The 26,065-nt window shown below is 66.7% G+C and carries 27 protein-coding genes; 11 read left to right on the forward strand and 16 right to left on the reverse strand.

All coding sequences use genetic code 11. The annotated features are described in order from the left end of the window. The first annotated feature begins 39 nt into the window (after positions 1-39). Positions 40-750, forward strand: a complete 711-nt coding sequence (locus TSO5_RS04960) for a Crp/Fnr family transcriptional regulator (RefSeq protein ID WP_109150528.1) — start codon at positions 40-42, stop codon at positions 748-750. A gap of 107 nt (positions 751-857) precedes the next feature. Then, positions 858-1,238 carry a ribbon-helix-helix domain-containing protein gene (locus TSO5_RS04965; RefSeq protein WP_109150529.1) on the forward strand — a complete coding sequence of 127 codons (381 nt, stop codon included), beginning with the start codon at positions 858-860 and terminating at the stop codon, positions 1,236-1,238. Positions 1,239-1,308: 70 nt separating this feature from the next. On the opposite strand, the gene TSO5_RS04970 is transcribed toward TSO5_RS04965, so the two are convergent. The 4 genes from TSO5_RS04970 to TSO5_RS04985 are packed head-to-tail and all read right to left on the reverse strand — an operon-like array spanning position 1,309 to position 4,825. Further along, positions 1,309-2,097, reverse strand: a complete 789-nt coding sequence (locus TSO5_RS04970) for a 3-hydroxybutyrate dehydrogenase (protein ID WP_109150530.1) — start codon at positions 2,095-2,097, stop codon at positions 1,309-1,311. Positions 2,098-2,103: 6 nt separating this feature from the next. Then, the gene (locus TSO5_RS04975) at positions 2,104-2,757 is read right to left on the reverse strand and encodes a 3-oxoacid CoA-transferase subunit B (RefSeq protein ID WP_109150531.1); all 654 of its coding nucleotides are present in this window, start codon (positions 2,755-2,757) and stop codon (positions 2,104-2,106) included. Between the two features lie 17 nt (positions 2,758-2,774). After that, entirely contained in the window at positions 2,775-3,431 is a 657-nt protein-coding gene (locus TSO5_RS04980) for a 3-oxoacid CoA-transferase subunit A (RefSeq protein WP_109150532.1), read from the reverse strand. 2 nt (positions 3,432-3,433) lie between these two features. Continuing rightward, the gene (locus tag TSO5_RS04985) at positions 3,434-4,825 is read right to left on the reverse strand and encodes a GntP family permease (protein WP_109150533.1); all 1,392 of its coding nucleotides are present in this window, start codon (positions 4,823-4,825) and stop codon (positions 3,434-3,436) included. A 431-nt stretch (positions 4,826-5,256) separates the two neighbouring features. On the opposite strand from TSO5_RS04985, the gene TSO5_RS04990 reads away from it, so the two are divergent. Beyond that, positions 5,257-5,457 carry a cation transporter gene (locus TSO5_RS04990; protein ID WP_109150534.1) on the forward strand — a complete coding sequence of 67 codons (201 nt, stop codon included), beginning with the start codon at positions 5,257-5,259 and terminating at the stop codon, positions 5,455-5,457. 91 nt (positions 5,458-5,548) lie between these two features. Here the strand turns inward: TSO5_RS04990 and TSO5_RS04995 are convergent, their stop codons facing one another. The 4 genes from TSO5_RS04995 to ftsE all read right to left on the reverse strand — a co-directional run bounded on the left by TSO5_RS04995 (position 5,549) and on the right by ftsE (position 8,160). Further along, the gene (locus tag TSO5_RS04995; RefSeq protein ID WP_085091948.1) at positions 5,549-5,716 is read right to left on the reverse strand and encodes a hemin uptake protein HemP; all 168 of its coding nucleotides are present in this window, start codon (positions 5,714-5,716) and stop codon (positions 5,549-5,551) included. A gap of 138 nt (positions 5,717-5,854) precedes the next feature. Continuing rightward, positions 5,855-6,496: a YdcF family protein gene (locus tag TSO5_RS05000; protein ID WP_109150535.1), complete on the reverse strand. Its 642-nt coding sequence runs from the start codon at positions 6,494-6,496 to the stop codon at positions 5,855-5,857. A 10-nt stretch (positions 6,497-6,506) separates the two neighbouring features. Next, complete coding sequence (locus TSO5_RS05005) at positions 6,507-7,400, reverse strand: hypothetical protein (protein WP_109150536.1); 894 nt, start codon at positions 7,398-7,400, stop codon at positions 6,507-6,509. A 4-nt stretch (positions 7,401-7,404) separates the two neighbouring features. Then, the gene (gene ftsE / locus TSO5_RS05010) at positions 7,405-8,160 is read right to left on the reverse strand and encodes a cell division ATP-binding protein FtsE (RefSeq protein ID WP_109150537.1); all 756 of its coding nucleotides are present in this window, start codon (positions 8,158-8,160) and stop codon (positions 7,405-7,407) included. A 159-nt stretch (positions 8,161-8,319) separates the two neighbouring features. Here ftsE and TSO5_RS05015 point away from each other — a divergent pair, with 159 nt between their 5' ends. The 4 genes from TSO5_RS05015 to TSO5_RS05030 all read left to right on the forward strand — a co-directional run bounded on the left by TSO5_RS05015 (position 8,320) and on the right by TSO5_RS05030 (position 12,427). After that, on the forward strand, positions 8,320-9,102 hold the full coding sequence (locus TSO5_RS05015) for a lysophospholipid acyltransferase family protein (protein WP_109150538.1): 783 nt from the start codon (positions 8,320-8,322) through the stop codon (positions 9,100-9,102). 123 nt (positions 9,103-9,225) lie between these two features. Further along, positions 9,226-11,064 carry a DUF2491 family protein gene (locus TSO5_RS05020; RefSeq protein ID WP_247870595.1) on the forward strand — a complete coding sequence of 613 codons (1,839 nt, stop codon included), beginning with the start codon at positions 9,226-9,228 and terminating at the stop codon, positions 11,062-11,064. Between the two features lie 25 nt (positions 11,065-11,089). Next, complete coding sequence (locus tag TSO5_RS05025) at positions 11,090-11,515, forward strand: DUF350 domain-containing protein (protein WP_109150540.1); 426 nt, start codon at positions 11,090-11,092, stop codon at positions 11,513-11,515. A gap of 141 nt (positions 11,516-11,656) precedes the next feature. Further along, complete coding sequence (locus tag TSO5_RS05030) at positions 11,657-12,427, forward strand: hypothetical protein (protein WP_109150541.1); 771 nt, start codon at positions 11,657-11,659, stop codon at positions 12,425-12,427. A 109-nt stretch (positions 12,428-12,536) separates the two neighbouring features. Here the strand turns inward: TSO5_RS05030 and TSO5_RS05035 are convergent, their stop codons facing one another. Next, positions 12,537-13,241: a hypothetical protein gene (locus tag TSO5_RS05035; protein ID WP_109150542.1), complete on the reverse strand. Its 705-nt coding sequence runs from the start codon at positions 13,239-13,241 to the stop codon at positions 12,537-12,539. Positions 13,242-13,809: 568 nt separating this feature from the next. Here TSO5_RS05035 and TSO5_RS05040 point away from each other — a divergent pair. Next, positions 13,810-14,418, forward strand: coding sequence for a hypothetical protein (locus tag TSO5_RS05040; protein WP_158282357.1), 609 nt, complete (start codon positions 13,810-13,812; stop codon positions 14,416-14,418). Between the two features lie 68 nt (positions 14,419-14,486). On the opposite strand, the gene TSO5_RS05045 is transcribed toward TSO5_RS05040, so the two are convergent. The 4 genes from TSO5_RS05045 to TSO5_RS05060 form a co-directional block, all read right to left on the reverse strand. After that, positions 14,487-14,810: a BrnA antitoxin family protein gene (locus TSO5_RS05045; protein WP_247870596.1), complete on the reverse strand. Its 324-nt coding sequence runs from the start codon at positions 14,808-14,810 to the stop codon at positions 14,487-14,489. Then, positions 14,746-15,042, reverse strand: coding sequence for a BrnT family toxin (locus tag TSO5_RS05050; RefSeq protein WP_109150544.1), 297 nt, complete (start codon positions 15,040-15,042; stop codon positions 14,746-14,748). Before TSO5_RS05050 ends, TSO5_RS05045 begins: the two co-directional genes overlap by 65 nt. A gap of 459 nt (positions 15,043-15,501) precedes the next feature. Beyond that, positions 15,502-16,902, reverse strand: coding sequence for a replication initiation protein (locus tag TSO5_RS05055; RefSeq protein WP_109150545.1), 1,401 nt, complete (start codon positions 16,900-16,902; stop codon positions 15,502-15,504). Between the two features lie 710 nt (positions 16,903-17,612). Then, on the reverse strand, positions 17,613-18,365 hold the full coding sequence (locus tag TSO5_RS05060; RefSeq protein ID WP_109150546.1) for a sulfite exporter TauE/SafE family protein: 753 nt from the start codon (positions 18,363-18,365) through the stop codon (positions 17,613-17,615). Positions 18,366-18,495: 130 nt separating this feature from the next. Between TSO5_RS05060 and TSO5_RS05065 the strand changes: the two genes are divergently transcribed. The 3 genes from TSO5_RS05065 (at position 18,496) to TSO5_RS05075 (ending at position 21,892) form a co-directional block, all read left to right on the forward strand. Next, positions 18,496-19,383 (forward strand): LysR substrate-binding domain-containing protein, encoded by an 888-nt coding sequence (locus TSO5_RS05065; protein WP_109150547.1) that lies wholly within the window; start codon positions 18,496-18,498, stop codon positions 19,381-19,383. Between the two features lie 279 nt (positions 19,384-19,662). Further along, positions 19,663-20,883: an MFS transporter gene (locus TSO5_RS05070; protein WP_109150548.1), complete on the forward strand. Its 1,221-nt coding sequence runs from the start codon at positions 19,663-19,665 to the stop codon at positions 20,881-20,883. A gap of 25 nt (positions 20,884-20,908) precedes the next feature. After that, positions 20,909-21,892 (forward strand): aldo/keto reductase, encoded by a 984-nt coding sequence (locus TSO5_RS05075; RefSeq protein ID WP_109150549.1) that lies wholly within the window; start codon positions 20,909-20,911, stop codon positions 21,890-21,892. A 21-nt stretch (positions 21,893-21,913) separates the two neighbouring features. Here TSO5_RS05075 and TSO5_RS05080 read toward each other — a convergent pair whose 3' ends face one another. From TSO5_RS05080 to TSO5_RS05095, 3 genes are all read right to left on the reverse strand, one after another. Beyond that, positions 21,914-23,284 carry a chloride channel protein gene (locus TSO5_RS05080; RefSeq protein WP_109150550.1) on the reverse strand — a complete coding sequence of 457 codons (1,371 nt, stop codon included), beginning with the start codon at positions 23,282-23,284 and terminating at the stop codon, positions 21,914-21,916. A 135-nt stretch (positions 23,285-23,419) separates the two neighbouring features. After that, on the reverse strand, positions 23,420-23,617 hold the full coding sequence (locus tag TSO5_RS05085) for a hypothetical protein (RefSeq protein ID WP_109150551.1): 198 nt from the start codon (positions 23,615-23,617) through the stop codon (positions 23,420-23,422). Positions 23,618-24,169: 552 nt separating this feature from the next. After that, complete coding sequence (locus tag TSO5_RS05095) at positions 24,170-26,002, reverse strand: right-handed parallel beta-helix repeat-containing protein (protein WP_282183488.1); 1,833 nt, start codon at positions 26,000-26,002, stop codon at positions 24,170-24,172. Positions 26,003-26,065 lie beyond the last annotated feature (63 nt).

Genomic DNA, 26,065 nt, shown 5'->3' on the forward strand with positions numbered 1-26,065 from the left:
GACCGCCAGCCCGGCGCGAAACTGTGCCTGGACGGACGGATGAACGCGCCGATGGATGTTGCGGCGGTGCTGAGGCGCAACCGGCTGCTCGGGGAACTCGATGCCGAGCAGATGGCGGAAATGCTGACGCTGGGCCGTATCGCCCGCTTCGATGCCGACCAGATCATCTTCGACAAGGGGGACCCCGGCGACAGCCTGTTCGCCGTGTTGAAGGGGCAGATCGCCATCCGCACCTCCTCGGCGGACGGCAAGACGATGCTGCTGAACATCCTGGAAGCCGGCGATGTCTTGGGCGAGATCGGCCTGATCGATGGACGGGAACGCACGGCCGCCGCGATCGCCCTGCGGCCGGTCGAGCTTTACCGGATCGACCGCTCCGACTTCATCCCCTTCCTGGAGCGCCACCCGCGCCTGTGCACCCGCATGATGATCGTGCTGTGCGACCGGCTGCGCTGGGTATCGGAGAACATCGAGGACGCGGTCTTCCACGACGTGCCGCGCCGGCTTGCCCGCCGGCTGCTGCTGCTGTCGGACAGCTACGGCCAGCAGACTCCGACCGGCTTGCGGCTGACCCTGCCGCTGTCGCAGGAAGCGCTGGCCAACATGTTGGGCGTCACCCGTGAAATGGTGAACAAGTGCCTCGGCGCCCTACGAAAGGCCGGAGTGGTGACATATGCCAAAGGGTTTATCGTCATCAACGATCTGGCATTGCTTAAGGACATGGCCGGCGACCCCGAACGGGTTCCCTAGGGGGAATCCTTACCTGCCTAAAGTTTTGTTCCCAAAACCGGTTGTGGTCGCGTTATAGTGTGCATGCGCTGGGGGCAATCGCACGGGTAGCACGAGGGCTTAAGAGCATGTCGAGCGAAGGGAACAGGAAATCTCGCGTCGATCAATCTACGGGCGTTGCTTCACTGACTTCCCGCACGCTCAAATTGTCCGGGCGCGATGTTACGATCAAATTGGAGCCGTCCTATTGGGAAGGGCTCGAAGAAATTTGCCGTCGGGAGGATCTGACGGTGGACGAACTCTGCTACGATGTCCGTGATCGCATGGAGCAGCAGGGTCGTCGCTCTTCCCAGGCCGGCGTGTCGCTTGCCAACGCCTTGCGCGTGTTCGTGGTCGGCTATTTCAGGCAGGCGGCGACCGAACGTGGCCATGCGCGTGCCGGCCATGGCCAGGGCCGCCCCTTCATCGCGACTCCCTTCGACATCGTCCCGGTCACCAGCGACAGCTGACACCTGAAAAAGGCCGGTCCTCTTGGGGACAGGCCTTTCGACCCGCCCCCAATGTGTTGCGCCGACCGTCTTATTGGGCGGTCCAGCCGCCATCCATCGTCAGGGCCGCACCGCGCATGTTGCCGGCGGCCTCCGAGCACAGGAACACTGCCAGTTCGCCCAGCTGTTCCGGCGTGACGAAGGATTTGGACGGCTGCTTCTCGCTCAGCAGCTCGCGCCCGGCCTCCTCCACCGACAGGTTGCGCGAGGCAGCCAGCGCGTCGATCTGCTTCTGCACCAGCGGCGTCAGCACCCAGCCCGGGCAGATGGCGTTGCAGGTGATGTTGGTCTCCGCCAGTTCCAGCGCCGTTACCTTGGTCAGGCCGATCACGCCATGCTTGGCGGCGACATAGGCCGACTTGTTGACCGACGCCACCAGCCCGTGCACCGACGCGATGTTGATGACCCGGCCCCAGCCGCGCGCCTTCATGCCCGGCAACGCGGCTCGGGTGCCGTGGAAAACGGCCGACAGGTTGATGGCGATCACCGCGTCCCAGCTTTCCACCGGGAAGGCGTCGACCGGCGCCACATGCTGGATGCCGGCATTGTTGACCAGCACGTCCAGCCGGCCATAGGCCGCCTCGGTGGCGGCGACCATCGCCTCGATCTCCGCGGGCTTGGACATGTCGGCGCCGTTGTGGGCGACGCGCACACCGAATTCCGTCGACAGCGACCGGCACAGCTCGGCGATGTAGCCGGCATCGCCGAAGCCGTTCAGCATCAGGTCGGCACCCTGCCCCGCAAGCTGCCGTGCGATCCCAAGGCCGATCCCGCTGGTGGACCCAGTAACGAGCGCGGCCTTCCCCTTCAGATTGGTCATTCTTCTTTATCCTTCGATCGGCATGGAACGGAGGTCCGGGGCGACGATCAACTCGCACCCGGTGTTGGCGATCACCTGCTCCACCGTGACACCGGGGGCGGTTTCCTTCAAGACGAGCCCGACGTCGGTCGGCTCGATGACGGCGAGGTCGGTCACCACGAGGTCGACCCGACGGACCGAGGTCAGCGGTAGGGCGCAGCGTTCGACGATTTTCGCCTCGCCCTTGGCGCTGTGCTGCATCGCGACGATCACCCGGCGGGCGCCGGTGACCAGATCCATCGCCCCGCCCATGCCCGGCACCATCTTGCCAGGCACCATCCAGTTGGCGAGCCGCCCCTCGCGGTCCACCTGCAGGCCGCCCAGCACGGTGACGTCCAGATGGCCGCCGCGGATCAGTCCGAAGGAGAGGGCGCTGTCGAAGGACGCCGCCCCCGGCAGGGCCGAGATGGGCGAGCCGCCGGCGTCGGTCAGGTCGTGGTTCTCCGCGCCGGTGATCGGGCCGGACATGCCGACGATCCCGTTCTCCGACTGGAAGAACACGTGGCGTCCGACGGGGACATAGCGGGCGACCAGGGTCGGCAGGCCGATACCCAGGTTGACGAGGTCGCCGTCCTTCAGTTCCAGCGCGACGCGCTTGGCGATCAGGGTCTTTTCATCCATGGCTCGATACTCCCCGATCAGCGCGGCTTGGAGGTGACGATGTGGTCGACCAGCACCGACGGCGTCATCACCGCGTCGGGCGGGATGCAACCGACGGGCAGGATGTCCTCGGCCTCGGCGATGACGGTGGCGCCGGCCATCGCCATCAGCGGGTTGAAGTTGCGCGCGGTCAGCGCGTAGGTCAGGTTGCCGTAGTGGTCGGCCTGCTTGGCGGCGACCAGCGCGAAGTCGGCCTTGATCGGCATTTCCAGCAGATAGGTCACGCCGTCGATCTCGACCTTGCGCTTGCCCTCCTCCACCGTGGTGCCGACGCCGGTGGGGGTCAGAACGCCGCCCAGCCCGACGCCGCCGGCGCGGATGCGCTCGGCCAGCGTGCCCTGCGGCACCAGCTCCACCTCGATGTCGCCGGCGATCATCTGCTTCTGCGTCTCGGGGTTCAGGCCGATGTGGCTGGTGACGACACGGCGCACCAGCTTCTCCACCACCAGCTTGCCCAGTCCATTGTTGGGGCGGGCGGTGTCGTTGGCGATGATGGTCAGGTCGCGCTTGCCCTGGCGGATCAGTTCGTCCACCAGCCGGTTGGGGCCACCGACGGCCATGAAGCCGCCGATCAGCAGGGAAGCACCGTCGGGAATACGCGCGACTGCTTCTTCCAGGGATATGAGCTTGTTCATCGTCAGACGATCCCGGTCAGGTAATAGACGGCGATCACGAAGAAGACCGCCAGCGTCTTGATGCAGGTGACGGCGAAGATGTCGCCATAGGACTGCCGGTGCGTCAGCCCGGTGACGCCCAGCAAGGTGATGACGGCACCGTTGTGCGGCAAGGTATCCATGCCGCCGCTGGCCATCGAGGCGACGCGGTGCAGCACCTCCATCGGAATGCCGACGGCGTTGGCGGCGGTGATGAACTGGTCGGCCATGGCAGCCAGCGCGATGCTCATGCCGCCGGATGCCGATCCGGTGATGCCGGCCAGCGCGGTGACCGTCACCGCCTCGTTCACCAGCGGGTTGGGGATGGCGGACAGCGCGTCGCGGATCACCAGGAAGCCCGGCAGCGCCGCGATCACCGCACCGAAGCCGTATTCCGACGCCGTGTTCATCGAGGCCAGCAGCGACCCGCCGATCGCGGCCTTCGTGCCCTCGGCGAATCGCTGGGACACCGGCTTCCAGGCGAAGGCCAGCACCAGCAGGATGCCACAGAGCAGCGCCCCTTCCACCGCCCAGATGCCGGCGACGGCGGAGACCTGCGTCACCAGCGGCTTGGCGCCGGGGGTCAGCGCCACTTCGCTGGTGGCACCGTACACGTTGGGGATCGCCATGGTGAACAGCTTGTTCAGCACGCCGACGGCGACCAGCGGCGACAGCGCCAGGATCGGATTCGGCAGCAGTTCGGAGGCCACCGGCTCCGGCTCGTTGGTGTGGCCGCTGCCATAACCCTCGCCGCGCGCGATGGCAGAGCGCACCCGCCATTCCAGATAGAGCAGGCCCAGCGTCAGGATGAAGACCGAGCCGATCAGGCCCAGCCAGGGGGCGGCATAGGCGTCGGTCTTGAAGAAGGTGGTGGGAATGATGTTCTGGATTTGCGGCGTGCCCGGCAGCGCGTCCATGGTGACGGTGAAGGCGCCCAGCGCGATCACGCCGGGGATCAGGCGCTTGGGGATGTCGCCCTGCCGGAACATCTCCGCCGCGAACGGATAGACGGCGAAGACCACGACGAACAGCGACACGCCGCCATAGGTCAGCAGCAGGCAGACCAGGACGATGGAGGTCACCGCACGCTCGCGCCCGACCAGCTTGATGACGGCCGAGACGATCGACTTGGAGAAGCCGGACAGCTCGATCACCTTGCCGAACACCGCGCCCAGCAGGAAGACCGGGAAGTACAGCTTCACGAAGCCGACCATCTTGTCCATGAACAGACCGGTGAAGACCGGCGGCACGGCGGACGGGTCGGTCAGCAGCACCGCCGCCAGCGCCGCCACCGGCGCGAAGAGGATGACGCTGAAGCCCCGGTAGGCGACCAGCATGAGGAACGCGAGCGCTCCCAAGCAGATCAGGAAACTCATTTGGACGATGCTCCCTCGGTGGTTCTTTTCGGATGGCCGACGTCTTGGATGTCGGTTCCGGGCATTGCGGCTGAGACAGCCGGCGCAGCCTCTCGTGGTGGACCCGGCTACGGGTGCATGCATCGATATGAGCAAAGGTCATGCCACTGGCAGGGAGCATGGTCGTCACAGGCGAAACCTTTGACACCGCTGACTTTTTGCACTGCACACAAAACCGCCGGCCGAGCTTAATGTCTCAGACCAGAGACTGCACGCAGCAAAGAAGTCTCATTTTCGAGATACAGTCTCTGTTTATAGACAGGAGTGGCGACACGAGACGATCCCAATGGGCAGCGGTTGAGCGGGCCAATGGAATGCCGCTTGACCTTCCAATCGCTGGAAGGCGCAGCCTGTTCCCATCGAGCATCGTCACACTGTGAGGGAGAAGACCCATGCTGACATTGAAGGTTTCCGGAATGACCTGCGGCCACTGCGCCCAGACCGTGACCAAGGCCGTGGAAGCCGTTCCCGCCGTGGACCGTGCGCTGGTCGATCTGAAGGCCGGCCAAGTCGCCGTCGAAGGCAACGCCGAAGAAACAGCCATCCGGCAAGCCATCGAGGATGCCGGCTATGAGGTACAGGGCCGGGCGTGAGACGTCATCAGAAAAAAGAAAATGGGCGCCGGACCATTTGGCCGGCGCCCATTCTCGGTGACGTCTTCCCGGAAGGTTCGTTGAAGGTCTTTTATTTGGTCAGAATCAGCTTGTTGGCGCGGGTCACGCGCAGGCGGTAGCTCTGCCCGGCGTGCTGGATCACGATCTCGCGGCTGCCCGACATCAGGCGGGCGGATTCGACCACCGGCAGGGACGCGGCGATGAAGGAAGCCGGAGCGGAGACGGCGCTGTCGTGCATGGCGTGTCTTTCTTGCTGGACGGACGTTGCGGTCGGCGATGTCCGGGCGTGAACCCTGAACCGGACCCTACCCTCGCTCGCCATCAATTGCAAGTCATTCTCATTCGCTTTCGCAGCGCGTCGCTCCGAATTCCTTGGTCAAACCCGGACCACACTGCGGACCATCCAGCGCAGGCCCACCACCAGCAGCTTGTTGTATTCGTTGACCAGCAGGTTCGCGGTGCCGGGCCACATCCACCAATCGTCCAGATGGACGGTGGGAGCGACGACGGGATGGGGGACCAGTTCCACGTCGGGCATCGCCATCGCCAGTTCCAGCATGCTGCGGCGCATGTGATAGTTGGCCGTCACCAGCCGTAGCGACCGGAATCCCTGGTCGCGCATCCAGTCCGCCGTCTCATAGGCGTTGCCGATAGTGCTGTCGGCGGAATAGCCCAATGTGATGCAGCATTCCATCTCGGTCGGGGAATGACGGGAGAGCTTCAGCAACTCCTGCACCTCCACCCCATCATAGACGCCGGACACGAACAGCTTCTTCGCCCGCCCGGCAGCCAGCAGTTCCAGCCCGGTGACCAGCCGGTTGCTGCCGCCGGTCAACACGACGATGGCGTCGGTCCGCCGTTGGGCATCGGCGCCGGCGGGGGGCGAGCGCGGCACGTCGGCGGCATACCAGAACAGCCCGGCCAGCCAGGCGACCGCCAGCACCAGCGCGCCGGTCAACAGATGACCGACCGCCCGCGCCATCACTCCGCTGCCGCGCTGCCGGTGGGTGAGGCTCATCGCGACCCCATCACGGCATCGACTCCAGCGTGCGCAGCACGGTCCAGCGCGCGGTCGCCAGCGCCAGCAGGGCCAGCGCCGCCGGGACCAGCAGCAGAACCACCCATTGCCAGGGCTCCAGCGCCAAATCCGGCAGCAGGCTGGCCCGCAATCCTTGAGAGGCGCGGTGCAGCCCATACATGGTACCGCCGGCCAGCAGCAGACCGATCCCGCCGCCGCGCAGGCTCAGGGATACCACGTGACGCTCGAACTGGCGGGAGACATAGCGGTCTGTGGCGCCCATCAGGTGCAGCAGTTCCACCACCGGCCGATGGATGGCGAGGCCGGTGCGCACAGCGAAGACCACGGTCATCACCGCCGCCGCGCCGATCAGCAGCACCACGCCGAGCGCCGCCAGCCGGATCGCCCCGGCGAAGGAGCGCAGGTCGGCCAGCCATACCGCATGGTCGTCCAGCGTCGCCCCCGGCGCGGCAGAGGTCAGGCGCAGGCGCAGGCCCGCGATGTCGACCGGCCCGTCGGCGACGACGTCGATCATCCGCGGCATCGGCAGCAGCGGGTCCGAAGCCCCCGACCCCAGCCAGGGCTCCAGCAGCCGGGCGATCTCGCCCCCGCTCAGCAGGGTCGCCGACCCGATCCCGGGGGTGGAGCGCAGCACGGTCAGTGCCGCCTCCGCCCGCTCGTCCAGTGGCGCCACGGGAGCGCCCGGCATCGGCGCCACCTGCACGGTCAGCCCACCGGCCAGCCCGCTGTCCCAGCGTTGCGCCATGTCCGAAACCAGCATGGCGCCGGCCAGCGCCAAAGCCGCCAGGAACGCCATCAGCGCGGTGATCCAGCCGAGAAAGCGCGAGGAGGGATCGACCGCCAGCGGCAGATCGGACCGGGGTCGCACAGGACGAAGCGCCATTCCCCTACTCCCACCGCGCATCATTGGGCCGCACGTCATTGGCGCGCGCATCCTGCGCCCGGCCCTCATGCGCCCGGCCCTCTTGGACCCGACTGCCACGCGAGGGCACGACCATCAGCCGGCCGCTGTCGAGATGCAGGCGCGGATGGTCGAAACGGCGGATCAGCGCCTCGTTGTGGGTGGCGATCACCACGGTGGTCCCCAGCTTGTACAGTTCCTCGAACAGATAGAGCAGCCGCATGCCGATGCCGTCGTCGACGTTGCCCGTGGGTTCGTCGGCCAGCAGCAGCCGCGGCCGGTTGATGACCGACCGGGCGATGGCGACCCGCTGCTTCTGCCCGCCCGACAGGATCGACGGCTTGGCGTGCAGGTGGTTGCCCAGCCCGACCCAGCGCAGGATCTCGCTGCAATGGGCGACCACGTCGGCCTCCGGCGTACCGGCCATGCGCAAGGGCAGCGCCACATTGTCCAGTGCCGACAGATGGTCGAGCAGCGCGAAATCCTGGAACACCACGCCGATCTGGCGACGCAGTTCCGGCAGGTCGCGGCGGGTCACCATCGCCATGTCGCGGCCGAACAGGGTGACCAGCCCGCGTGACGGCCGGTGAGCGAGATACATCAGCTTCAGCAGCGACGATTTGCCCGCCCCGCTGGCGCCGGTCAGGAAATGGAAGGATCCAGGCTGAAGGGTAAAGCTGATGTCGCGCAGCACCTCCGCCTCGGTGCCGTACCGCAAGCCGACATTCTCGAAACGAATCACGGTCCCACCACAGCTCGTCAACCCCTCCACGCCGGGGACAATGCACCCGGCCGGGGGCGGAGTCCACCCCGCCCCGCAACCTGCCGCGATGCCCCCTGTCCCCTCTCTGGCCACGCGGAATACTTGAGAAGTCGGCGAAGACCTGACAAGTTGCCGGCCATGATCTGGATCCGGTCCCTCGCCTTCAACATCGCGTTCCATCTGTGGACCGCGCTGATGTGCTTCGCCCTGCTGTGGATGCTGCTGTTGCCGCGTCCGCAGATGGTAGCGGTCGTGGTGTGGTATCTGCGCACGGTGGGCTGGCTCGAGCGTACGCTCGTCGGTATCCGCTATGAGGTGCGCGGGCGCGAGAACCTGCCCGACGGCCCCTTCCTGCTGGCGGCCAAGCACCAGTCGGCGTGGGAGACGATGAAGCTCCACCTTCTGGTGAAGGACCCGGCGATCATCCTGAAGCGCGAGCTGATGTGGATCCCGATCTGGGGCTGGTACGCCGCCAAGGCGAAGATGATCCCGGTCGACCGTGGCGCCGGCGGGGCGGCGATCAAGTCGCTGATCCGCAACTCCCGCCCGGTGCGGGACGAGGGTCGCCCGATCGTGATCTTCCCGCAGGGCACCCGCGTCGCCCCCGGCACCTACCGGCCCTACCGCATCGGCGTCGGCGTGCTTTACGATAGCCTGGGTATTCCCATCGTGCCGATGGCGCTGAACGCCGGGCTCTATTGGCCGCGCCACAGCTTCCTGAAGTATCCCGGCACGGTGGTGGTGGAATTCCTGCCGCCGATCATGCCTGGACGCCCGCGCGCCGAGGCGATGCGCGACCTGGAAGAGCGGCTGGAGGCCGCGAGCGACCGTCTCGTCACCGCTGCCGGCGGCCCGCCGACCCTGCGCCCGTCGCAGCCGGAACCGGAACGGGGCAAGCGGACGGTGACCGCCGTCTCCTGACAGGCGACATAAGAGCCGGCCGCGACGGTTATCCTTGAGCGCGGCGGCGTATCTGCCTACGCTCGCGCAACGAATCGCCGGAAGGGCCGGTTGAACCGGCTCCGGATGACGCGCGAGAGGAAGATGACGCAAACCGAGAAGCCCCAAAGGCCCACCCGGCGTCAGGACCGCTGGACGGAGCGGTGGCGCGCCGCCGCCGTCGCCCTTCTGATGACGGTGCAGCCGCTGTCGGTCCCCGTCGGCGCAATCCTCACTGCTCCCGCGGCCCCCGCTCCGCTCGCCATAGCCGCCACCGCTGCGGCCATCACCCTGGCGCCGGCGGACGCCGAAGCCCGTGCCGGCTCCAGCAGCCGGTCGTCGGGCGGCTATTCGCGGCCGTCGCGCACCCCGTCCATCGGCGGTGGCAGCGGCGGCTACACCCGCCCCTCCGCCCCGCGTACGCCCTCCACCGGTAGCGGCGGCGGCTGGTTTTCCGGCGGTTCCTCCAGTTCCAGCGGCGGCTATGCCCGGCCGGGCAACAGCGCCCCGTCGGTCGCCGCCCCGCCGACGTCGGCAGGTGACAAGGCCTTCAGCCAGCAGGGCTCGGCCGACGCGCTGAACCGCTACCGGACCAAGCAGGACGCCGACCGCACGCCGCCGGCTCAGCCAAGCGCTCCGCCGCCCGCCTCCTCCACCCAGGGCCGCAGCAACGGCTCGAGCGGATCGGGCTGGGGCTGGGGGTGGGGATCGGGCGGTTCCTCCTACCGCACCCCGTCCACCCGGCCGGCGCCGGCCAACCCCTATGGCGGTTACGGCTGGAGCCCGCCGCCCTATGCCTACAGCGCGCCGCGCCGTTTCGGCATCTGGGACGGGCTGTTCCTGTGGTTTATGCTCGACACGCTGACCCGGCCGGGCCATTCCGCCTTCTTCCACAACAATGCCGACGACCCCGGCTATCGCGAGTGGCGGCAGGAGGCCGACCGGCTGGCCCGCGACAATGCGGAGCTGCGCGGCAAGCTGGACCAGCTCGACCAGTCGATGGCCGCCCAGGCCGGAACCCCGCGTGAGGCGGGACAGCTGCCGCCCGACGTGCCGGCGGATCTGGCCCGCGCCGACTCCGCCAGTTCGGTGGACAGCGCCAGCGCGGCGCAGGCCCCAGGCGGCGTCGGTGGCGGATCCGGTGGGCACGGCTTCTGGTGGTGGGGCCTGCTGCTGCTCGGCGTCGCGGTGCTGTTCCTGCTGTGGCGGGCGCGGCGCCGGATGGAGTCGCCACCAAAATCGGGTCCAGTTTCCAACGGTCCCGTTTCCAAGGGAGGATCGGACGTGCCCCTGTTCGGAACGCTCGGCAACTATGTGAACCAGAAGCTCAGCGGCAAGGCCTACAGCCCGTCGCTGTTCCGGCTGGGCATGACCGTCACCATCGACCCCACCCCCTTCCTGCTGGCGGAGAGCGCCACCAAGGTCAAGGCGCCGGACACCGGCACCGACCGGCTGGTGTCGATCGAGGCGGTCGGCACCGTCACCTCCGGCCCGGCGACCGTTTATCGCCTGCATCTGCCGGGCGGCGGCTTCTTCCAGATTCACCTCGGCCCCGACGGGCAGCCGGACGAGTGCCGCTATTTCACCCCCATCGACAGCGTCACCCCGTCCGACGAGGGCGAGTGGGGATTCTGGCTGGACGATGCGGAGGGGATGATCGGCTGGCCGGAGTTCCAGACCAAGGACGGCAAGCTCTATCCCCGCGTCTGGCAGCCGGGCACCAGCCGCATCCAGCCCTTCACGCTCAGCGAGGCGCGCCAGACCTTGCGCGGGACCGAGACGGTGGTCAGCCAGTCGATGCTGTACGGCGCGCCGACCAATGCCGGCGATCCGGCGCCCGCCACCGAATATATCCTGGTGGAGGCGGTCGAGCGGTCCGGCCGCGCCTCGGTCGAGATCTCCGCCGGCATCGACGTGAATCCCGCCTCCCTCTCCCTGTCCTAACCCACACGACAAGAGTGCCGGCCCCATGGAAAGCACCTTCGGTTCCATCCTGACCGCGCTCGGCACCGGCCTTCCGGTGCTGCTGGTCCAGCTCGCCGTCACGCTGGCGCTGCTGGTGGCGGGCGTCGCCGTCTACACTCGCATCACCCCCTTCGACGAGCGCCGGCTGGTGGCGGAAGGCAATGCCGCCGGCGGCCTGACGCTGGCGGGATCCATCGTGGCGCTCGCCATTCCGCTGGCGGCGACGCTGGCGACCAGCACCTTCGTGCTGGACATCCTGTTGTGGGGTGTGGTGGCGCTGATCCTCCAGCTGGTCGCCTTCGCCGTGGCGACCCTGCTGATCCGCGACCTGCGCGGCCAGATCGAATCGGGCAACGTCGCATCGGCCGCGGCGCTGGTCGGCGTCCAGTTGGGGGTGGCGTTGATCAACGCCGCCGCCATGGCCGGGTAATAGGGGGCGGGATAAAAACTGCCCCCGAGAGGTAAGGATGGGGGTCTGGTTCCGGGATCGTCCCCTCCCCATCTGTGCAGGCGAAGCGTCCGCGCTTTCTTGCGGGCGCCTCCAACAACCCTCCTTCGACAGGAATCAGCCATGCTTGCCTTCATCCGCAACCTTATGGGTGTCAAGACCGACCAGGCCGTCCAGGGCGCCATGGAGGCGCTGGTGCGCTGGGATCCGAAGTCCGCGACCGAGGCGGAGCTGCGGACCATGGAGCAGCATCTCGACGGGCTGGGCCGGCAGGTGGCGGAAGCCCGCGCCATCCACGACCGCGAGCAGCGCGAGGCCGACGAGATCAAGGCCTTGTCGGCCCAGCGCATGGCCGCCGCCGAGCATCTGCAGCGCCAGATCGACGCCGAGACCGACCCGTCGCGCAAGGCCGGCCTGGAAAAGAGCCTGGAGACCATCGTCGCCATGCTGGAGGAAATGGCCCCCGACATCGACCGCGAAGTCCGCGACGCGGTCGAGGCGCGCGAGTTCCTGGAGATGCTGGAGAAGAACTACGCCGAGGCCGGCGCCAAGCTGAAGGCCGCCCGCGCCGAGCTGACCCGCGCCCAGCGCGACATGGGCCGCGCCGACCAGCAGCGCGCCATGGCCGAGCGTCAGGCCGAAGCAGCCCGTCAGGCCGCCGGCCTCGCCGGTGCGACCAGCGGCCTGACCGTCGCGCTGAAGGCGATGCAGGACACGGCAGCCAAGGATCTGGCTGCTGCCGAGGCCGCCAACGCCAAGGCCAAGCTGCTGCGCCCGTCGGCCCCGGAGAAGGAAGACCCCAACATCGCCGCCGCCCTGGCCGCCGCGTCGGGCAAGACCGCGCCAACCAGCCTGTCCGATCGTCTGGCGGCGCTGAAGGCCAAGCAGGGCTGAGAGTGATGGGATCGGCGGGGGCTCTCCGCCGATCCTTACCGCTTGGGGGATGGAACAGCGTGGAACAGTTTTCGGCGGCTGTTTCATCCCGACTGCGGGGCCGCCAGTCCTACAGGCGGCGGAAGGCGGCTTTTCCGCCCCGACGCTCCTGCACCGAACCGAGGTTGGGATAGGGATCGTCGGGGTTGAGGGTCCAGGGATAGACGCCCTTCGGCCCGGTCGATTCCGGGCGGGCCAGGATGGCGGCGACGGCGCGCGGATCGGGCGGGGTGCGCTCACGGATCGCGCCGGGAATGTCGTCGTCATCGTCCAGTTCGGGGACGATCTCGGCGGGAGGGTGTTCCGACGGCTGCGGGGTGGCGGGGTCGACCGGCTGCCGGGTTTGCGACTGTTGCGCCAGTCGTTGAGCCGGTTGGGCCCCGAGCCCGTCGAGGATGCCGAGCCGGTCGGCCAGCCAGCGGACAGTGGACGGATCGCCGGAAGAGACCAGCCGTTCGATCTGCTCGACAACCAGACTGCGCAGCGAGGACAGGCGCAGGTCGGCCTCGCGGTTCAGCGCCTGCCGTTCCCACCACACCCTATGACGGAAATCCTTGGAGCCGTAATAGGCCCGCCACAGCGTGGTGCGGCTGCAGCCCATGGAGCGGGAGACATAGAGGAAACTGCTGCCGCGCGCCAGCATGCCGGCGGCCATGATCCATTGCTCCTCATGGAACTGCGATCCGGGGACCAGCGAGCCTTCGGTGGGCACCGGCGGTTCCTCGGCCCAGAGGGGGAAATGGTCGTCGGTCAGGGTACGGCTGTCGAGGGCCATGGCGTCGCTCCGCAAAGGGGTGGGGCTGTTTGCGGAGAGGATATAGGAATTTTATCCGAAAGCGGGGAGCTTTATGCAAAATCCGTTGCGATCAATAGCTTGATGCCATTGCCCTGGAACCCGTCATTGCGCGCCGGTGGTGAGTGTTCCTTTCAGGCGGCGCAGCAAGGCGGCAAACTGCTCCCGCCCGCCATCCGACAGACCGTCAAAAAAACAATGTCGCCAAACCGAGCTTGTCAGCAGGAGATTTTTCTATCATCTGTGAATATCTTTCAATTACCGAAATTTCATTAATTATCAATGGAGTTCATAGATGTTTTATACCCTGAATCACTTCAAGTCTGTGTTTGCAAATGAGTTCTTCGTTGAACCGGCAGACCAAAACTATCAGTTGGCTCGGTAGGCGAAAATCCATGGATTTCACCGGGAATTTTACTGGCAGGCAGTTCAAGCAGTTGAGAAATACTGCAAGGCAGTTCTCGTCCTTAATGGGGAGAGTGTCATAAAGGATAGCCACAAGATTGAGAAACTTTTCAATCGATGCTGCGCGCGGCTTGGCGAACTGGTAGTGCAGCGCTTTGAGCGCCCGGCGGAGTTTCCGCAAGAACTCTGGAACGATGAAGATCCGGGGCGGTTTCTCCGATTTCTCTATCAGCAAGGAAATCCAAACAGCCGATATGGGATGACATCGTGGTTTAACCGCCCAAGCGATCTTGTGAATCTTGATTGCCTTGTCTTTAGTCTTCGGCGCTGCGCAATCGGCATTGACTGGGTTGTCGGTACGGACTTCAGCGTCAACCCAGAGATCCTCGAATTCACCGGGAAATCTTTTGCAGAAGTGCTGTGTGCGAAGCCCACATATCAGGTTCGAGAGGGTTTTAAAATTGTTTCGTCTCCCGCGATCTTGTCCGGAGAGAACATTGCAGACTCTTTGACCATGTGGAATTTTCAAATAGCATCCACGTCGTCTAACCTTGATCGACCACTACCGCCGTCCATGTCCACAATCATTGGTCCCGCTCGGAACTCATTGTTGCACATCCTCTGTAATGCGATGAACAAACGCGAGGGCAAGGAGATTGATAAAATTCTTCGAGAAGGGGTGGCATGGATGTTGGATACGATCAGACTTGACACACAGGTGATGGAATTATTGAAATCTCATAAAAATCCTTAAATAACATACAAGATGACAAAGCGGCGCCGCTGGCTGCCCAGGGCGCCGCTGCCGGATTGGTGGGTGCTTCAGGCCCGCTTCTTGGCGCGCTCGTGCTCCATGTAAGCCCGGAGCACGGCGTTGATTTTGCTCTGGTAGCGGTCGCTGTTCATACGGAACCACTCCAGCACATCCGAATCCAGGCGGATGCTGATGGCCTGCTTGGCCGGAGGCTCGACAATGCGGGCCGTCTCGAACCATGCTTCGTCGGCCAGCGGTGCCGCATCGGGATCGCTGCGCACGGCGGCTTCGATGTCTGCATCGGTCTGACAGTCAGCCTGCGACCAGTCAGCCGTCCGGTTGCGGGGCGACGCCAGAGAGCGTCGCGTGATACGCTCGTTGTTCGCGTCCATTTGCTTTCCTTGCTGAGATGATGCGGCGGGCGCCATCGCGCCAAGTGTAAACGACCACCAGCAGCCGGCCATCCACTTCGCCGTAGGCGATGATGCGTGTCTCTCCGTTGTGATCGCGCGGGTCATTCTTCTCCCGCACAACGCCTTCAAAGATGTAGATGGCATCCTCAAAATCGATGCCGTGCTTAATAATGTTCGCGTCGCGCTTACGCTCGTCCCACTCGAAATCCATTTTCCGCACTCTCCCCTGGGACGGCGCACAGCCATCCTGACTTGCGTGAATTCCCCATTTCACTCATCCCTTCAGTTTGATTGAGCAGCGGGGCTCGCCCTCCCGCGCCGCTATTGCGCTACAGTGTCGGCGTGCGTTTGCGCAATGCAAATGTATATACAGATAACGCGTCGCGTGGTCAATCCCCCTGCCCCCAAGGGCCACCGTCGCCGATAGGGGTTGGGGCGATCATCCTTGGCAGGGTGCTGGCGAACCGGCGGCAGAGCTGAATGGTCTGAGCTGCATCAGCGTTGGCCCTCGAAATGGGCGTCCCTCGGCGGTCATCCCCGCGGAAGCTGTGATCCAGAGTTTCCAGTGCAAAGGTTTGCGAAGTCTGGATTCCCGCCTGCGCGGGAATGACGGCTGAGAGAAGTGCGTGATGCGATCCGATGGGAAGCGGACCAAAGGCTCCCCCAATCCTTACGTCTCGGGGGAGGCCGCCTTCGCCGCCTTCGGCTTGCGGGCCGCGACCTCAAAGGCGACGTCCTCAATCATGCCGGCGGTGAGCGAGGACAGGGCCGATTTCAGGCTCGGCCAGTGGTTCATGCGGGCGGTGTCGGCGACGGCGGCGTTCTTGGCCTTCAGGACGAGGCGACGGCCGCCCTGGGGGGCTTCCTCCACCCGTTCCGGCTCCAGTTCGGCCAGCAGCGGGGCGGGGACCTTGCCCTTCAGGGCGTGCAGGACGGCGGCCCACAGCGCCGTCACGTCGTCGGCGTCGGGCAGCGGGCCGAGATCGGCGAGGCCGGATTCCACCGGGTCGGCGGGGGTGACGGTGTCGACCTTGCCGATTCGGCGGGCACGGCGGCCGGCGCTGTGGCGTTCGCGCTCCAGATAGGTCTCGGCCGCCTCCTCCTCGTCCTTGGCGTCGAAATCAAGGGTCACCGCCTCGATCTTGCGACCTTTCCGCTTCATCTTGTCTTCCGGCATGCTGACGCGGAAGGGGGCGAGCTGGTTCACCTCGGAGATGGCGCGGTCGATGGTGCGGGTGCGCAGGATGCCGAAATCCTTGTAGGCGCCCTCCGGCACGTTCATCAGCTTGCGCAGCGTGTCGATGTCCAGTTCCAGCGACGGATAGTCCATCTGGTAGCGCTGCATGCCGATCTCGTAGAGCTTCAGCGCGTAGGTGCTGGTGACCTTGACCATCGCCGGCCCGGACAGCTTGGCCCAAAGCTGCGACGAGCGCTGGATTTCCAGGAAGGCGTCGGTGAACTGGAAATGGATGTCGGCGGCGTCGCTGTCCTCCTCCTCCTCCGGCCGGACATAGCTGGAGAGGATGCGCAGTTCGGCGCGCGACCGGCGGCCACGGAAGGGGCCGATGACCACGAGGCTGGAGTCGAAAATCTCCTTCAGGGCGTCGAAGATGCGCTCGTTGCCCTTGTGGTTGCCGCGCACCACGCGCTTGGGCAGGCGGTAGAGCTTGTTGGCGAAATTCTGGCTGCCGGCCAGATGGATCATGAAGTTCAGCATCTTCTGCGCCGGCAACGACAGGCGCGTGCCGTTGGCGGGATAGCTGTAGACCGCCTCCGCCGCCTTGATCAGATGCTTGTAGCCGTCGCGCTCGAAGGTGGCGCTGGCGACGCGGGCGGTCAGGCCGGCAACCGGAGCCGTGGATTCGGTGCCGACCGCCGGCAGGGTGGTGGCGGCGCCATCGCCGTCGATCACTGCACCGCCGGCCAGATCCTCCGGACCCAGCACGACGAGATTCGGGGCGGCGGTCTTCGCCATATTGGCCATGTTCGCCTTCATGGGCGCAGCCGCGTCCGACGGGGCGGACTCCTCCGCCACCGCACCGCGCGCCTTCCTGCGCCCCGTACCCGCCATCGCCGTCCTCCCGCGAAATCGAGCGAGGCTAAATCAATCCTTACCCCAAAAACAAGTAAGGAAAGGGTCGCGCCGCAGAATCCCGATCATCCTTACATCCTGGGGGCGGAACCCTTACGCCCCGGGGGGTGTGCGACTCGCCCCCACCCGGTAAGGCTGTTTCCCCCACCCTGTAAGGAAGATTCGATGCGACTCGCGGACTCCCCTAGGGATTCGCGCCGACGAATCCTCTTAAAAGGGAAAGGGAGAGGCTAGTGCCCGCTAAGTGCTGGATCTGCCAAGGCTTCCCATCTGCGAATCTCAGCCGGACAGGCCGGTCGGGAGGCCTGCATGCTGCGAATCGGACCGACTCGAGTCTGCGGAGCGGTGTTATCGGGCCTGCTCTATCCTTACTGCCTGGGGGCGTTCAGGCATTTTTGCTGTTCGGGGGTCGGTGGACAAACGCGATCCTTACGGCTTGGGGGCACCTGATGCCGGATCCAGGCCCCCGAGAGGTAAGGATGACGGGATTCTGCGGAGCTGCCAGTCAGATTCTGGGGCGTGTCAGGAGTCTCAAGGGCTTACCCGCCCCCAGGATGTAAGGAAGCCCGCCCCCAAGCCGTAAGGATGGAAGGGCGGGCTCATCGGCGGCAATGGGGCGGGATCTGGCCCCCAGGGAGTAAGGATGGAAAAGGAGGAATAGGGTAATAGATTGATTTAAAATGTGTTTTTCAATGGGCTGCCAGCAGGAACAGGCCCTGGCCGAGATAGACGCCGGCGGTTCCCATCACCAGATAGCGGCTCCACAGGCGGAATTGGGCGTCGCTCATGCGGTCCAGAACGCGGCGGGAGAGATTCGTGCCGAGCAGGGCCATGGCGATCGACATCAGGATCACCGTCGCTTCCACCGTCTCGCCGGCATGGCCGGCCACCAGCGGGGCGAAGTAAGCGATCTTCACCAGATGGCCGACCGACTGGATGGCGGCCTTGGTGGCGACCACGCTCTGGCGGGTCATGGCGCTGCGGATGAAGAAGGCGTCGAGCAAGGGGCCGGAGATTCCGGCAAGCAGCTGAATGCCCATGCAGAGGAAGCCGCCGAGCACGCCATGCAGCGGCTTCTGCGCGTTCAGCGCCCAGCGAGCGGGGATGGCGAGTGCCAGGAAGGGGGTCAGTCCCAGAATCAGCAGCGACACCGCACGGTCCGGCACGGCGCCGACCAGGGCGAACAGCAGGCCGGCCACCGATCCGCCCAACGCGAATCGCAGGATGATCGGCCAGACCACATGGCGCCGCCACAGCCAAGCCCGCCAGCCGTTGGAGGCGAACTGGGTCACGCCATGCAGCAGCATCGCCGAGGGCACCGGCAGCAGGATCAGCAGCAGGCCCATCAGCACCATGCCGCCGGCCATGCCGAACAGGCCCGACAGAAACGAGGTCACGAGAACGGTGAGGCCAAGCCCCACCATCAGCGGAAGCGTCAGCATGAATCAGTCCAAATGTCGGAGATCAGGCTGAAAAACTCGCACGCGCGCGGTTGCGCCGCAAACGGCATTGTTCGATGCTGAGGATCAGGAAAGGTTGGGGTAAAAGTTGGGGTGAAGTAAGGATGGACGCATGCGCCGACTGCCCTCGCTGAACGGCCTGCGCGCGTTCGAGGTGGCGGCTCGCCATGGCAGCTTCACCGCGGCGGCGGCGGAGCTGCATGTCTCGCAGGCCGCGATCAGCCGGATGGTGAAGCTGTTGGAGGAACGGCTGGGCTTCGCCCTGTTCGACCGGCGGGCCAACGCGCTGGTGCTGACCGAACGCGGCCGGGCGCTGCAGCCGACCTTGACCGAGGCCTTCGACGGCATCGCCCGGCGGGTGGAGCAGGTGTCGGCGATGCGGGCCGGGCCGGTGCTGACGGTAGGGATGGGGGCGACGGTGGCGGTGCGCTGGCTGATTCCGCGCCTTTCGAGCTTTCATCTCGCCCATCCGGAGATCGAGGTGCGGATCGCCACCGGTGGGGCGGGGGCGCCGATGAACGACGACTGGACCTGCGCCGTGTTGCTGGGCGACGGCCAGTGGCCGGGCTATGAGGCGGAGCGGCTGTTCTCCTCCAGCCTGCAACCGGTCTGCGCGCCGCGGCTGGCGGCGGAGTTGCGCGGGCCGGCGGATCTGGCCGGCGCCACCCTGCTGCATGTGTCGCATTGGGGGGAGGACTGGCCGCGCTGGCTGGCCGCCGCCGGGGTGGCGGAGCCGTCGGCGCCTTCGGGAATAAGGGGGCTGTCCTTCGGCAGCTATGCCATGACCTTGCAGGCGGCCATCGACGGCGTCGGGGTGGCGCTGGCGCCGCGGCTCTACATCCTGGACGACATCGCCGCCGGGCGGCTCGCCACGCCGTTCGGGCTGGCGGTGCCGATGGTCCTGTCCTGGTATCTGGTCTATCGCGCCTCCCGCCGCGAGGATGCCGGCTTCGAACCGTTCCGCGACTGGCTCTATGCGGTGTGCGCGGAGGTGGGGTGAGAGTTCGTGGTTCGTATCGGATCTCATCACGAGCTTCCTTCGACCGTCATTCCCGCGAAGGCGGGAATCCAGACGTTCCAAAGGCTCAAGAAGCGGGGCAGCCTGGATCCCCGCCTTCGCGGGGATGACGGCCGAGAAAAGCCGATAAAAACTCACAAGCTCTGAAAAGATGCATGGCCGGGCGGCGCAATTGACCGATGCGCGGGCCGCAGGTGCCGACTTAGGCTGCGCGCTGTTTTGTGCCCGTTCCAAGCAGTCACGACCCTACAGGACCGCGCGATGCCGCCCACCGCTGTTCCGCACACCACGGATGCCCACGAAGACGCCGCCCACCCTGCCCTGTCCCGCTCGCTGGTGCTGCTGATGGCGCTGGCCTGCGGCGTGGTGGTCGCCAACATCTATTATGCCCAGCCGCTGGTCGGGCTGATCGGGCCGGCGGTCGGGCTGTCGCCGGAGACCGCCAGCTTGGTCGTCACCCTGACCCAGGTCGGCTATGGCGCCGGGCTGGTGCTGCTGGTGCCGCTGGGCGATCTGCTGGAGAACCGGCGGCTGGTGGTGGTCACCCTGTGCAGCACGGTGGTGGCGCTGCTGGTGGCAACGGTCGCCCCGACCGCGTCGCTGTTTCTGATGGCGGCCTTCCTGATCGGGGTCACCTCCGTCGCCGTGCAGATGCTGGTGCCGCTGGCCGCCCACATGGCGCCGGAGGCCTCGCGCGGGCAGGTGGTGGGCAATGTGATGAGCGGGCTGCTGCTGGGCATCCTGCTGGCCCGCCCGGTGTCGAGCCTGATCGCCGACAGCCTGGGCTGGCGGGCGGTGTTCGGCCTGTCGGCGGTGGTGATGGTCGCCTTCGCCGTGCTGCTGTGGCGGGTGCTGCCGCAGCGGCGGCCGAGGGGGCAGTCCAGCTATGGCGCGCTGCTCGGCTCGCTGGGGCGGCTTCTGGTGCGGACGCCGGTGCTGCAGCGGCGGACCGTGTACCAGACGATGATGTTCGCGTCCTTCAGCCTTTACTGGACCTCCGTCCCGCTGCTGCTGATGGGGGCGCCCTTCCATCTCAGCCAGCGGGGGATCGCGCTGTTCGCCCTGTCGGGAGCGGCGGGCGCGCTGGTGGCGCCGATCGCCGGGCGGATCGCCGACCGCGGCTGGACCCGGCCGGCCACCGGCTTCGCGCTGGCGATGGCGGCCTTGTCCTTCTTCGTGGCGCGGGCCGGCGAAGGGTCGATTGCGCTGCTGGTGCTGGCCGGGCTTCTGCTCGACATGGGGGTGCAGATGAACATGGTGCTGGGGCAGCGCGCCATCTATTCGATGGGGGCGGAGACTCGCAGCCGGATGAACGCCATCTATATGGCGATCTTCTTCCTGGGCGGGGCGGCGGGATCGGCGCTGGCCGGCTATGCCTTCGCCGTCGGCGGCTGGGCGCCGGTGACCTGGATCGGCTTCGCCTTTCCGGCTGTCGGCCTGCTGTTCTACCTGACCGAATTCCGTGGGCGGCACGCCGCCTGACTTGAGCTTCAAAGGAGACGGTGCAATGGATCAACGCCCGCCCAATCAACGTCCGCCCAATCAACGTCCTCTGGGCCGCAGTGGCCTGACGGTGTCCCCGCTCTGCTTCGGCGGCAACGTGTTCGGCTGGACCGCCGACGAGGCGACCTCCTTCCGGCTGCTCGACGCCTTCGTCGATGCCGGCTTCAACTTCGTCGACACCGCCGACGTCTATTCGGCCTGGGCGCCCGGCAACAAAGGCGGCGAGTCCGAGACCATCATCGGCAAATGGATGAAGAGCCGGGGCAACCGCGACCGCATCGTCCTGGCGACCAAGGTCGGGTCGGAGATGGGGCCGGGCAAGAAGGGCCTGTCGCCGGCCTGGATCCGGACGGCGGTCGAGGATTCGCTGCGCCGGCTCCAGACCGACCGCATCGACCTCTACCAGTCGCATTGGGACGATCCCGACACCCCGTTCGAGGACACGCTGGGCGCCTACAAGGAGCTGATCGACCAGGGCAAGGTCCGGGCCATCGGCGCCTCCAACCTGACGGCGCCGCGCCTGCGCGAGGCGCTGGAGGTCAGCGCCCGCACCGGCCTGCCCCGCTACGAGACCCTGCAGCCGGAATACAACCTCTACAGCCGCGAGGGCTACGAGGCGGAGCTGGAGGGGATTTGCCGGGAGAATGGGCTGGGCGTCATCACCTACTATTCGCTGGCCGCCGGCTTCCTGACCGGCAAGTACCGTTCGGCCGAGGATGCCGGCAAGAGCGCGCGCGGCGGCGGGGTGGTGTCGAAGTATCTGAACGAGCGCGGCCGGGCCATCCTGGCGGCGCTGGACGAGGTCGCCGGGCGGCATGGGGCGACGCCGTCACAGGTGGCGCTCGCCTGGCTGATCGCCCGGCCCGGCCTGACGGCGCCGATTGCCAGCGCGTCGAAGCCGGAGCAGATGGGCGACCTGATCGCCGCCGCCAATCTGCGGCTGGACGCCGACGACATCGGGCGGCTGGATCGGGCGAGCGCCTATTGAGGGGCGCCTACTGAGGTCTGCTCAGGGAGTGGGGATCGCCGCCGCTTTGGACGGGGCCGGCTTGCCGGCCGCGTCCGTCTTCAGCACCGCCAGGAAGGCGTCGGCCATGGCGTGATAGACCGAGTGCGGGCAGACCAGCCGCGACAGGGTGGTGGCGAGCGCGGCGCTCAGCATCAGCGGCAGCAGCATCTCGGGCGAGGCGCTCATTTCCGTCACGATGACGACGGCGGTCAGGGGGGCCTGCACCACGCCGGCGAAATAGGACACCATCGACAGCAGGACAATGGCGCCCAGCGAGCTGTCCGGCAGCAGCCCGCCGATGATCGAGCCGATGCCGGCCCCGACCGACAGCGAGGGGGAGAAGATGCCGCCGGGAATGCCGCAGATGCCGGACAGCACGGTCGCCAGCAGCTTTGCCGGGGCATAGTACCAGGGCAGCGTCTCCACCCCGTCCAGCACGGCACGCGCCTGCTCATAGCCGGTGCCGAAGGTCAGGCCGCCGGTGGCGGCGCCGATCGCCGCCAGGGCAAGGCCGCAGCCCAACGCGATGAGCAGCGGGTGGCGGGCCAGCCGTCCGCCCAGGCCGCAGCGGATCCAGCGCGTCAGAAACAGCAGCAGCGAGCTGAATCCGCCGCCGGCCAGACCGCCGACGACGCCGGTCGCCAGAACCGCTTCCCAGTCGTGCCAACTGGCCGAGGCGGCGGTGTGGCCGAAATAGGCGTAGTTGCCGAGCAGGCCGACGGCGACCAGACCCGCCGCCACCACCGCGATCAGCACGAGGCTGCTGGTCCGCCTTTCGAAACTGCGGGCCATCTCCTCGATGGCGAAGACGATGCCGGCCAGCGGCGTGTTGAAGGCCGCGGCGACACCGGCCGCTCCACCGGCCAGGATCAGACCCGGCTCCCGCCCCAGCCCGGCGATGGAACCGGCCATCAGCATGATCGAGGCGCCGACCTGCACCGTCGGTCCCTCGCGCCCGATGGAGGCGCCGCAGGCCAGCCCGACCAGGGTCAGCAGGATTTTGCCGACGGCGATGCGCGGCGACAGCAGCCGGCGCTTGGCCGCCGGATCCTGGACATGGCGCGCGGCGATGGCCTGGGGAATGCCGCTGCCCTGCGATCCCGGCACCACGCGAAGGGCGACCCAGGCGGAAAAGGCCAGCCCCAGCGGAGTCAGCAGGAAGGGCAGCCAGGGAACTGCCCCGACGGCCAGCCGGAACAGCTGCTGGGCGTAATCCGCGGCGACGGCGAACAGGACGGCGACCAGCCCGACCGCACCGGCACCGGACCAGAACAGCAGGCGCCGCCGCCAATTTCTGGGGGACATCCAGACATGGTGGGGCCGGCGCAGCCGGTTGGGCAGCGGGTGGTGCGGGCGATTGGCAGATGGCATTGGCTGGGGCCGGAAGCGGGGGAAAAGGACGGATGAAACGGCGGGGGCCGAGTTTAGGTCCGTTTTTTTCCGCAGGTCCAGCCACGCTCGCGCAGATCTGGCCCGAAGAGGCCGTTCGTGCACGAAAATATGGCGTCAGCGGCGGGCGGTGCTGACCGAATGGGGCTGGTGGGGACGGGAAGAACGGCCGCGCGAGGCGATGGCGGCGCCTTGCAGGGTGCGCTGGCCGCGGCGCGCCTGCGCCTGCTCCACCTCGCGGCGGAAGTTGGGGCCGAGAGCCTCGTAGGCGGCCTTCAGCTCCGGGTCCTTCATCCAGAATTCCTGGCGATCCATGGTTTCCTCTTATATTGGCTGGCCGCCGGCCGAATGCCGGGCAGACCTGCGGCATGCCGCCCCTGCGCAAGTTGCCTCAGACTGTGCGTCAGAAGCTGCTTCGCGGGCGGGTCATCCGATGTTTTTCTCGGGATGACGCCCACCTTCCTTTTCGAAGGCGGGGTCGGCATGACGACTGACAGGTTGGGGTGGCCGGTCTTCACTTCAAGATACGCCCGGTGTCGGATCGGGCGACTTTTCGAAAGCCATAACGCCCTGTTCACCCCAAGGTTCCAGCCGGGCCTTCCCCGGCCGCCGGTACTAGGACCGGCGGCTGGGGTGGCTGATCCCCCTCTCCCCCCCGGGGAGAGGGTCGGGGTGAGGGGGATGCACAATGTGGATTTTATTGAGAATGGGGACCGCGCGGTTCTTGAAAATCCTCGCCGCGCGACCCCCTCACCCTAACCCTCTCCCCGCTTTCGGCGGACCTATGGTCCGCCGGTCGCGTCAGCGCAAACGAAGTTTGCGCGTGAGCGGGGGGAGAGGGGATATGCGCCCGACGAAGGAGCAGAATCAGGCGTGCAGCAGGCCGATGTCATTGTAGGCGATGTGGTCGAAGCCATGGGCGTAGACCGGGGAGGTCGACGACAGGCTGAAGTCGTCCGCACCCGGATTGACGAAACCCGGGTTCAGCGTCACCGAGCCCTTGTCGTACCCGGCGGCCTGCCAGTTCGCCAGAGTGCCCCAGGCACCGCTCGACATCACCTGCGGCCAGGCGTCGAACTCCTTCTCGGCGGTGTTCAGGCTGCTGTAGAAGTTGTCGTGGAGGTTGCCGACATTGGCCGGGCCGTAGATGTGGACGGCGGTGCCCTCGCGCACGTCGATGACGTTGCCGGAAATGTCGTTGCCGGTCATCGCGTGGCCCTTCCAGCCGCTCCAGGCGACCGGCTGCTGCAGGCCGATCTGGGCGCCGCTGTTGCCGGCGATCACGTTCTCCGTGACCGTGTTGTTCCAGCCGCCATGCAGGAAGACGCCGCCGATGTTGTCGTGGACGACGTTGCCCTTCACCGTGGTGCCGCTGGTCCAGTCGTCCAGATAGATGCCCCAGCTCGCCACCTGCCCGGTCGGGTTGGTCGCGGTGGTGCCGGACACGTCGTTGTTGACGACGGTGTGATTGGCCAGATCCTGCTGGCGGTTGATCAGGTAGATGCCGCCGCCGTCGTTCGATTCCAGGTTGGCGTCGATCACCTTGTTGTAGGAGATGGTCACGCGATAGGCAGCGTCGCTGCCGTCGGTCTGGACCGAGCCGACGGCGATGGCCTTCTCCGGCGAGTTTTCGATCTGGTTGTGGGTGACCTTGACGTCGGAGCTGCCGTTGATCCAGATGCCGGCGTCGCCGCGGTCGGCGGCGTTCGGGTGCCGGATCAGGTTGTCCGACACCTGCGTGAAGTTGGAACCGGCCTTGACGAAGATCGACTCGGCGCCGGTGTTGTCGAACTGGTTGCCGGTGACCTTGCTGTTGGCGCTGTTCTGCACGGTGATGCCGTAGCCGCCGCCCTTCACCACATTGTTGGCGAAGGTCAGGCCGGAGGCGTTGTCGGCGAAGACGTAATGGCCGGTGGTGACGCCGTCGGCGAAGCTCAGGCCCTCGATGGTCACGTTCTTGGCGCCGCCGAGGCCGAAGGACACGGAGGCGGTCGAACTGCCGTGGATCACCGCCTTCTCATTGCCGTAGCCGGCGAAGGTGACGCCGGAATCCTGGCTGTTCAGCCACACCCCGTTCTGATGGTAGTCGCCGCCGCGGATATAGGTGGTGTCGATGTTCGGATCGGCGCGCATCGCCGCTTGCGCCTTGGCGAGGCTGGCGAAGGGGCCGTCGGTGCCGGCGGCGTTGGGAGCGGCCAGCTTGCCCGACCAGCTGTCCTTGCCGTTGGTGGCGACATAGAAGGCCGGGCCGGTGGGGGCCGGCGTGGTGGGTGTCGGGGTGGTGGGCGTCGGCGTGGTCGGCGTCGGGGTGGTGGGGGTGGTCGTGCTGCCGGCCGGGAAGTCGGAGGCCGGGGCGTTCACCACCAGCGTGCCGTTCCACCACATCCCCTTCTGGCCGGCGATCACGTCCTTGCCGTCGAGCGCGCCCTTGTCATAGGTGACGGCGCTGCTGGTGGAGGCGTAGCTGTGGCCGTTGATGGAGATGCTGTTGACGGTCAGGCTGCGGTCCTGGCCGTTGATCATGGCATCGTTGTCGTACTGGACCTGCACCTTGTGCGCGACATGGTCGGCGGCATCGGTAGTGAAGGTGAAATTCTTGGCGGTGGTGCCGGCGGTGGCCTCGCCGATCTGCTTGCCGTCGACCAGCACCTTGAAGTGGGCGTTGACGCCGCCCGCCGCAGTGCCCGACGCGTTCACCACGATGGTGTCCTTGCCCGCCGTCGCGGCCGGCGCCGGGGTGGGGGTGGCGGCGGGGGCGGGGGC

The organism is Azospirillum sp. TSO5 (assembly GCF_003116065.1).
Taxonomy (GTDB): Bacteria; Pseudomonadota; Alphaproteobacteria; order Azospirillales; family Azospirillaceae; genus Azospirillum.

Bases quoted from the DNA above. Each gene is read 5' to 3' on its own strand.
- TSO5_RS04960 (WP_109150528.1), top strand. From the start codon at position 40: ATGAACGCGCCGATGGATGTTGCGGCGGTGCTGAGGCGCAACCGGCTG.
- TSO5_RS04965 (WP_109150529.1), top strand. From the start codon at position 858: ATGTCGAGCGAAGGGAACAGGAAATCTCGCGTCGATCAATCTACGGGC.
- TSO5_RS04970 (WP_109150530.1), bottom strand. From the start codon at position 2,097: ATGACCAATCTGAAGGGGAAGGCCGCGCTCGTTACTGGGTCCACCAGC.
- TSO5_RS04975 (WP_109150531.1), bottom strand. From the start codon at position 2,757: ATGGATGAAAAGACCCTGATCGCCAAGCGCGTCGCGCTGGAACTGAAG.
- TSO5_RS04980 (WP_109150532.1), bottom strand. From the start codon at position 3,431: ATGAACAAGCTCATATCCCTGGAAGAAGCAGTCGCGCGTATTCCCGAC.
- TSO5_RS04985 (WP_109150533.1), bottom strand. From the start codon at position 4,825: ATGAGTTTCCTGATCTGCTTGGGAGCGCTCGCGTTCCTCATGCTGGTC.
- TSO5_RS04990 (WP_109150534.1), top strand. From the start codon at position 5,257: ATGCTGACATTGAAGGTTTCCGGAATGACCTGCGGCCACTGCGCCCAG.
- TSO5_RS04995 (WP_085091948.1), bottom strand. From the start codon at position 5,716: ATGCACGACAGCGCCGTCTCCGCTCCGGCTTCCTTCATCGCCGCGTCC.
- TSO5_RS05000 (WP_109150535.1), bottom strand. From the start codon at position 6,496: ATGAGCCTCACCCACCGGCAGCGCGGCAGCGGAGTGATGGCGCGGGCG.
- TSO5_RS05005 (WP_109150536.1), bottom strand. From the start codon at position 7,400: ATGGCGCTTCGTCCTGTGCGACCCCGGTCCGATCTGCCGCTGGCGGTC.
- TSO5_RS05015 (WP_109150538.1), top strand. From the start codon at position 8,320: ATGATCTGGATCCGGTCCCTCGCCTTCAACATCGCGTTCCATCTGTGG.
- TSO5_RS05020 (WP_247870595.1), top strand. From the start codon at position 9,226: ATGACGCAAACCGAGAAGCCCCAAAGGCCCACCCGGCGTCAGGACCGC.
- TSO5_RS05025 (WP_109150540.1), top strand. From the start codon at position 11,090: ATGGAAAGCACCTTCGGTTCCATCCTGACCGCGCTCGGCACCGGCCTT.
- TSO5_RS05030 (WP_109150541.1), top strand. From the start codon at position 11,657: ATGCTTGCCTTCATCCGCAACCTTATGGGTGTCAAGACCGACCAGGCC.
- TSO5_RS05035 (WP_109150542.1), bottom strand. From the start codon at position 13,241: ATGGCCCTCGACAGCCGTACCCTGACCGACGACCATTTCCCCCTCTGG.
- TSO5_RS05045 (WP_247870596.1), bottom strand. From the start codon at position 14,810: ATGGACGCGAACAACGAGCGTATCACGCGACGCTCTCTGGCGTCGCCC.
- TSO5_RS05050 (WP_109150544.1), bottom strand. From the start codon at position 15,042: ATGGATTTCGAGTGGGACGAGCGTAAGCGCGACGCGAACATTATTAAG.
- TSO5_RS05055 (WP_109150545.1), bottom strand. From the start codon at position 16,902: ATGGCGGGTACGGGGCGCAGGAAGGCGCGCGGTGCGGTGGCGGAGGAG.
- TSO5_RS05060 (WP_109150546.1), bottom strand. From the start codon at position 18,365: ATGCTGACGCTTCCGCTGATGGTGGGGCTTGGCCTCACCGTTCTCGTG.
- TSO5_RS05065 (WP_109150547.1), top strand. From the start codon at position 18,496: ATGCGCCGACTGCCCTCGCTGAACGGCCTGCGCGCGTTCGAGGTGGCG.
- TSO5_RS05070 (WP_109150548.1), top strand. From the start codon at position 19,663: ATGCCGCCCACCGCTGTTCCGCACACCACGGATGCCCACGAAGACGCC.
- TSO5_RS05075 (WP_109150549.1), top strand. From the start codon at position 20,909: ATGGATCAACGCCCGCCCAATCAACGTCCGCCCAATCAACGTCCTCTG.
- TSO5_RS05080 (WP_109150550.1), bottom strand. From the start codon at position 23,284: ATGCCATCTGCCAATCGCCCGCACCACCCGCTGCCCAACCGGCTGCGC.
- TSO5_RS05085 (WP_109150551.1), bottom strand. From the start codon at position 23,617: ATGGATCGCCAGGAATTCTGGATGAAGGACCCGGAGCTGAAGGCCGCC.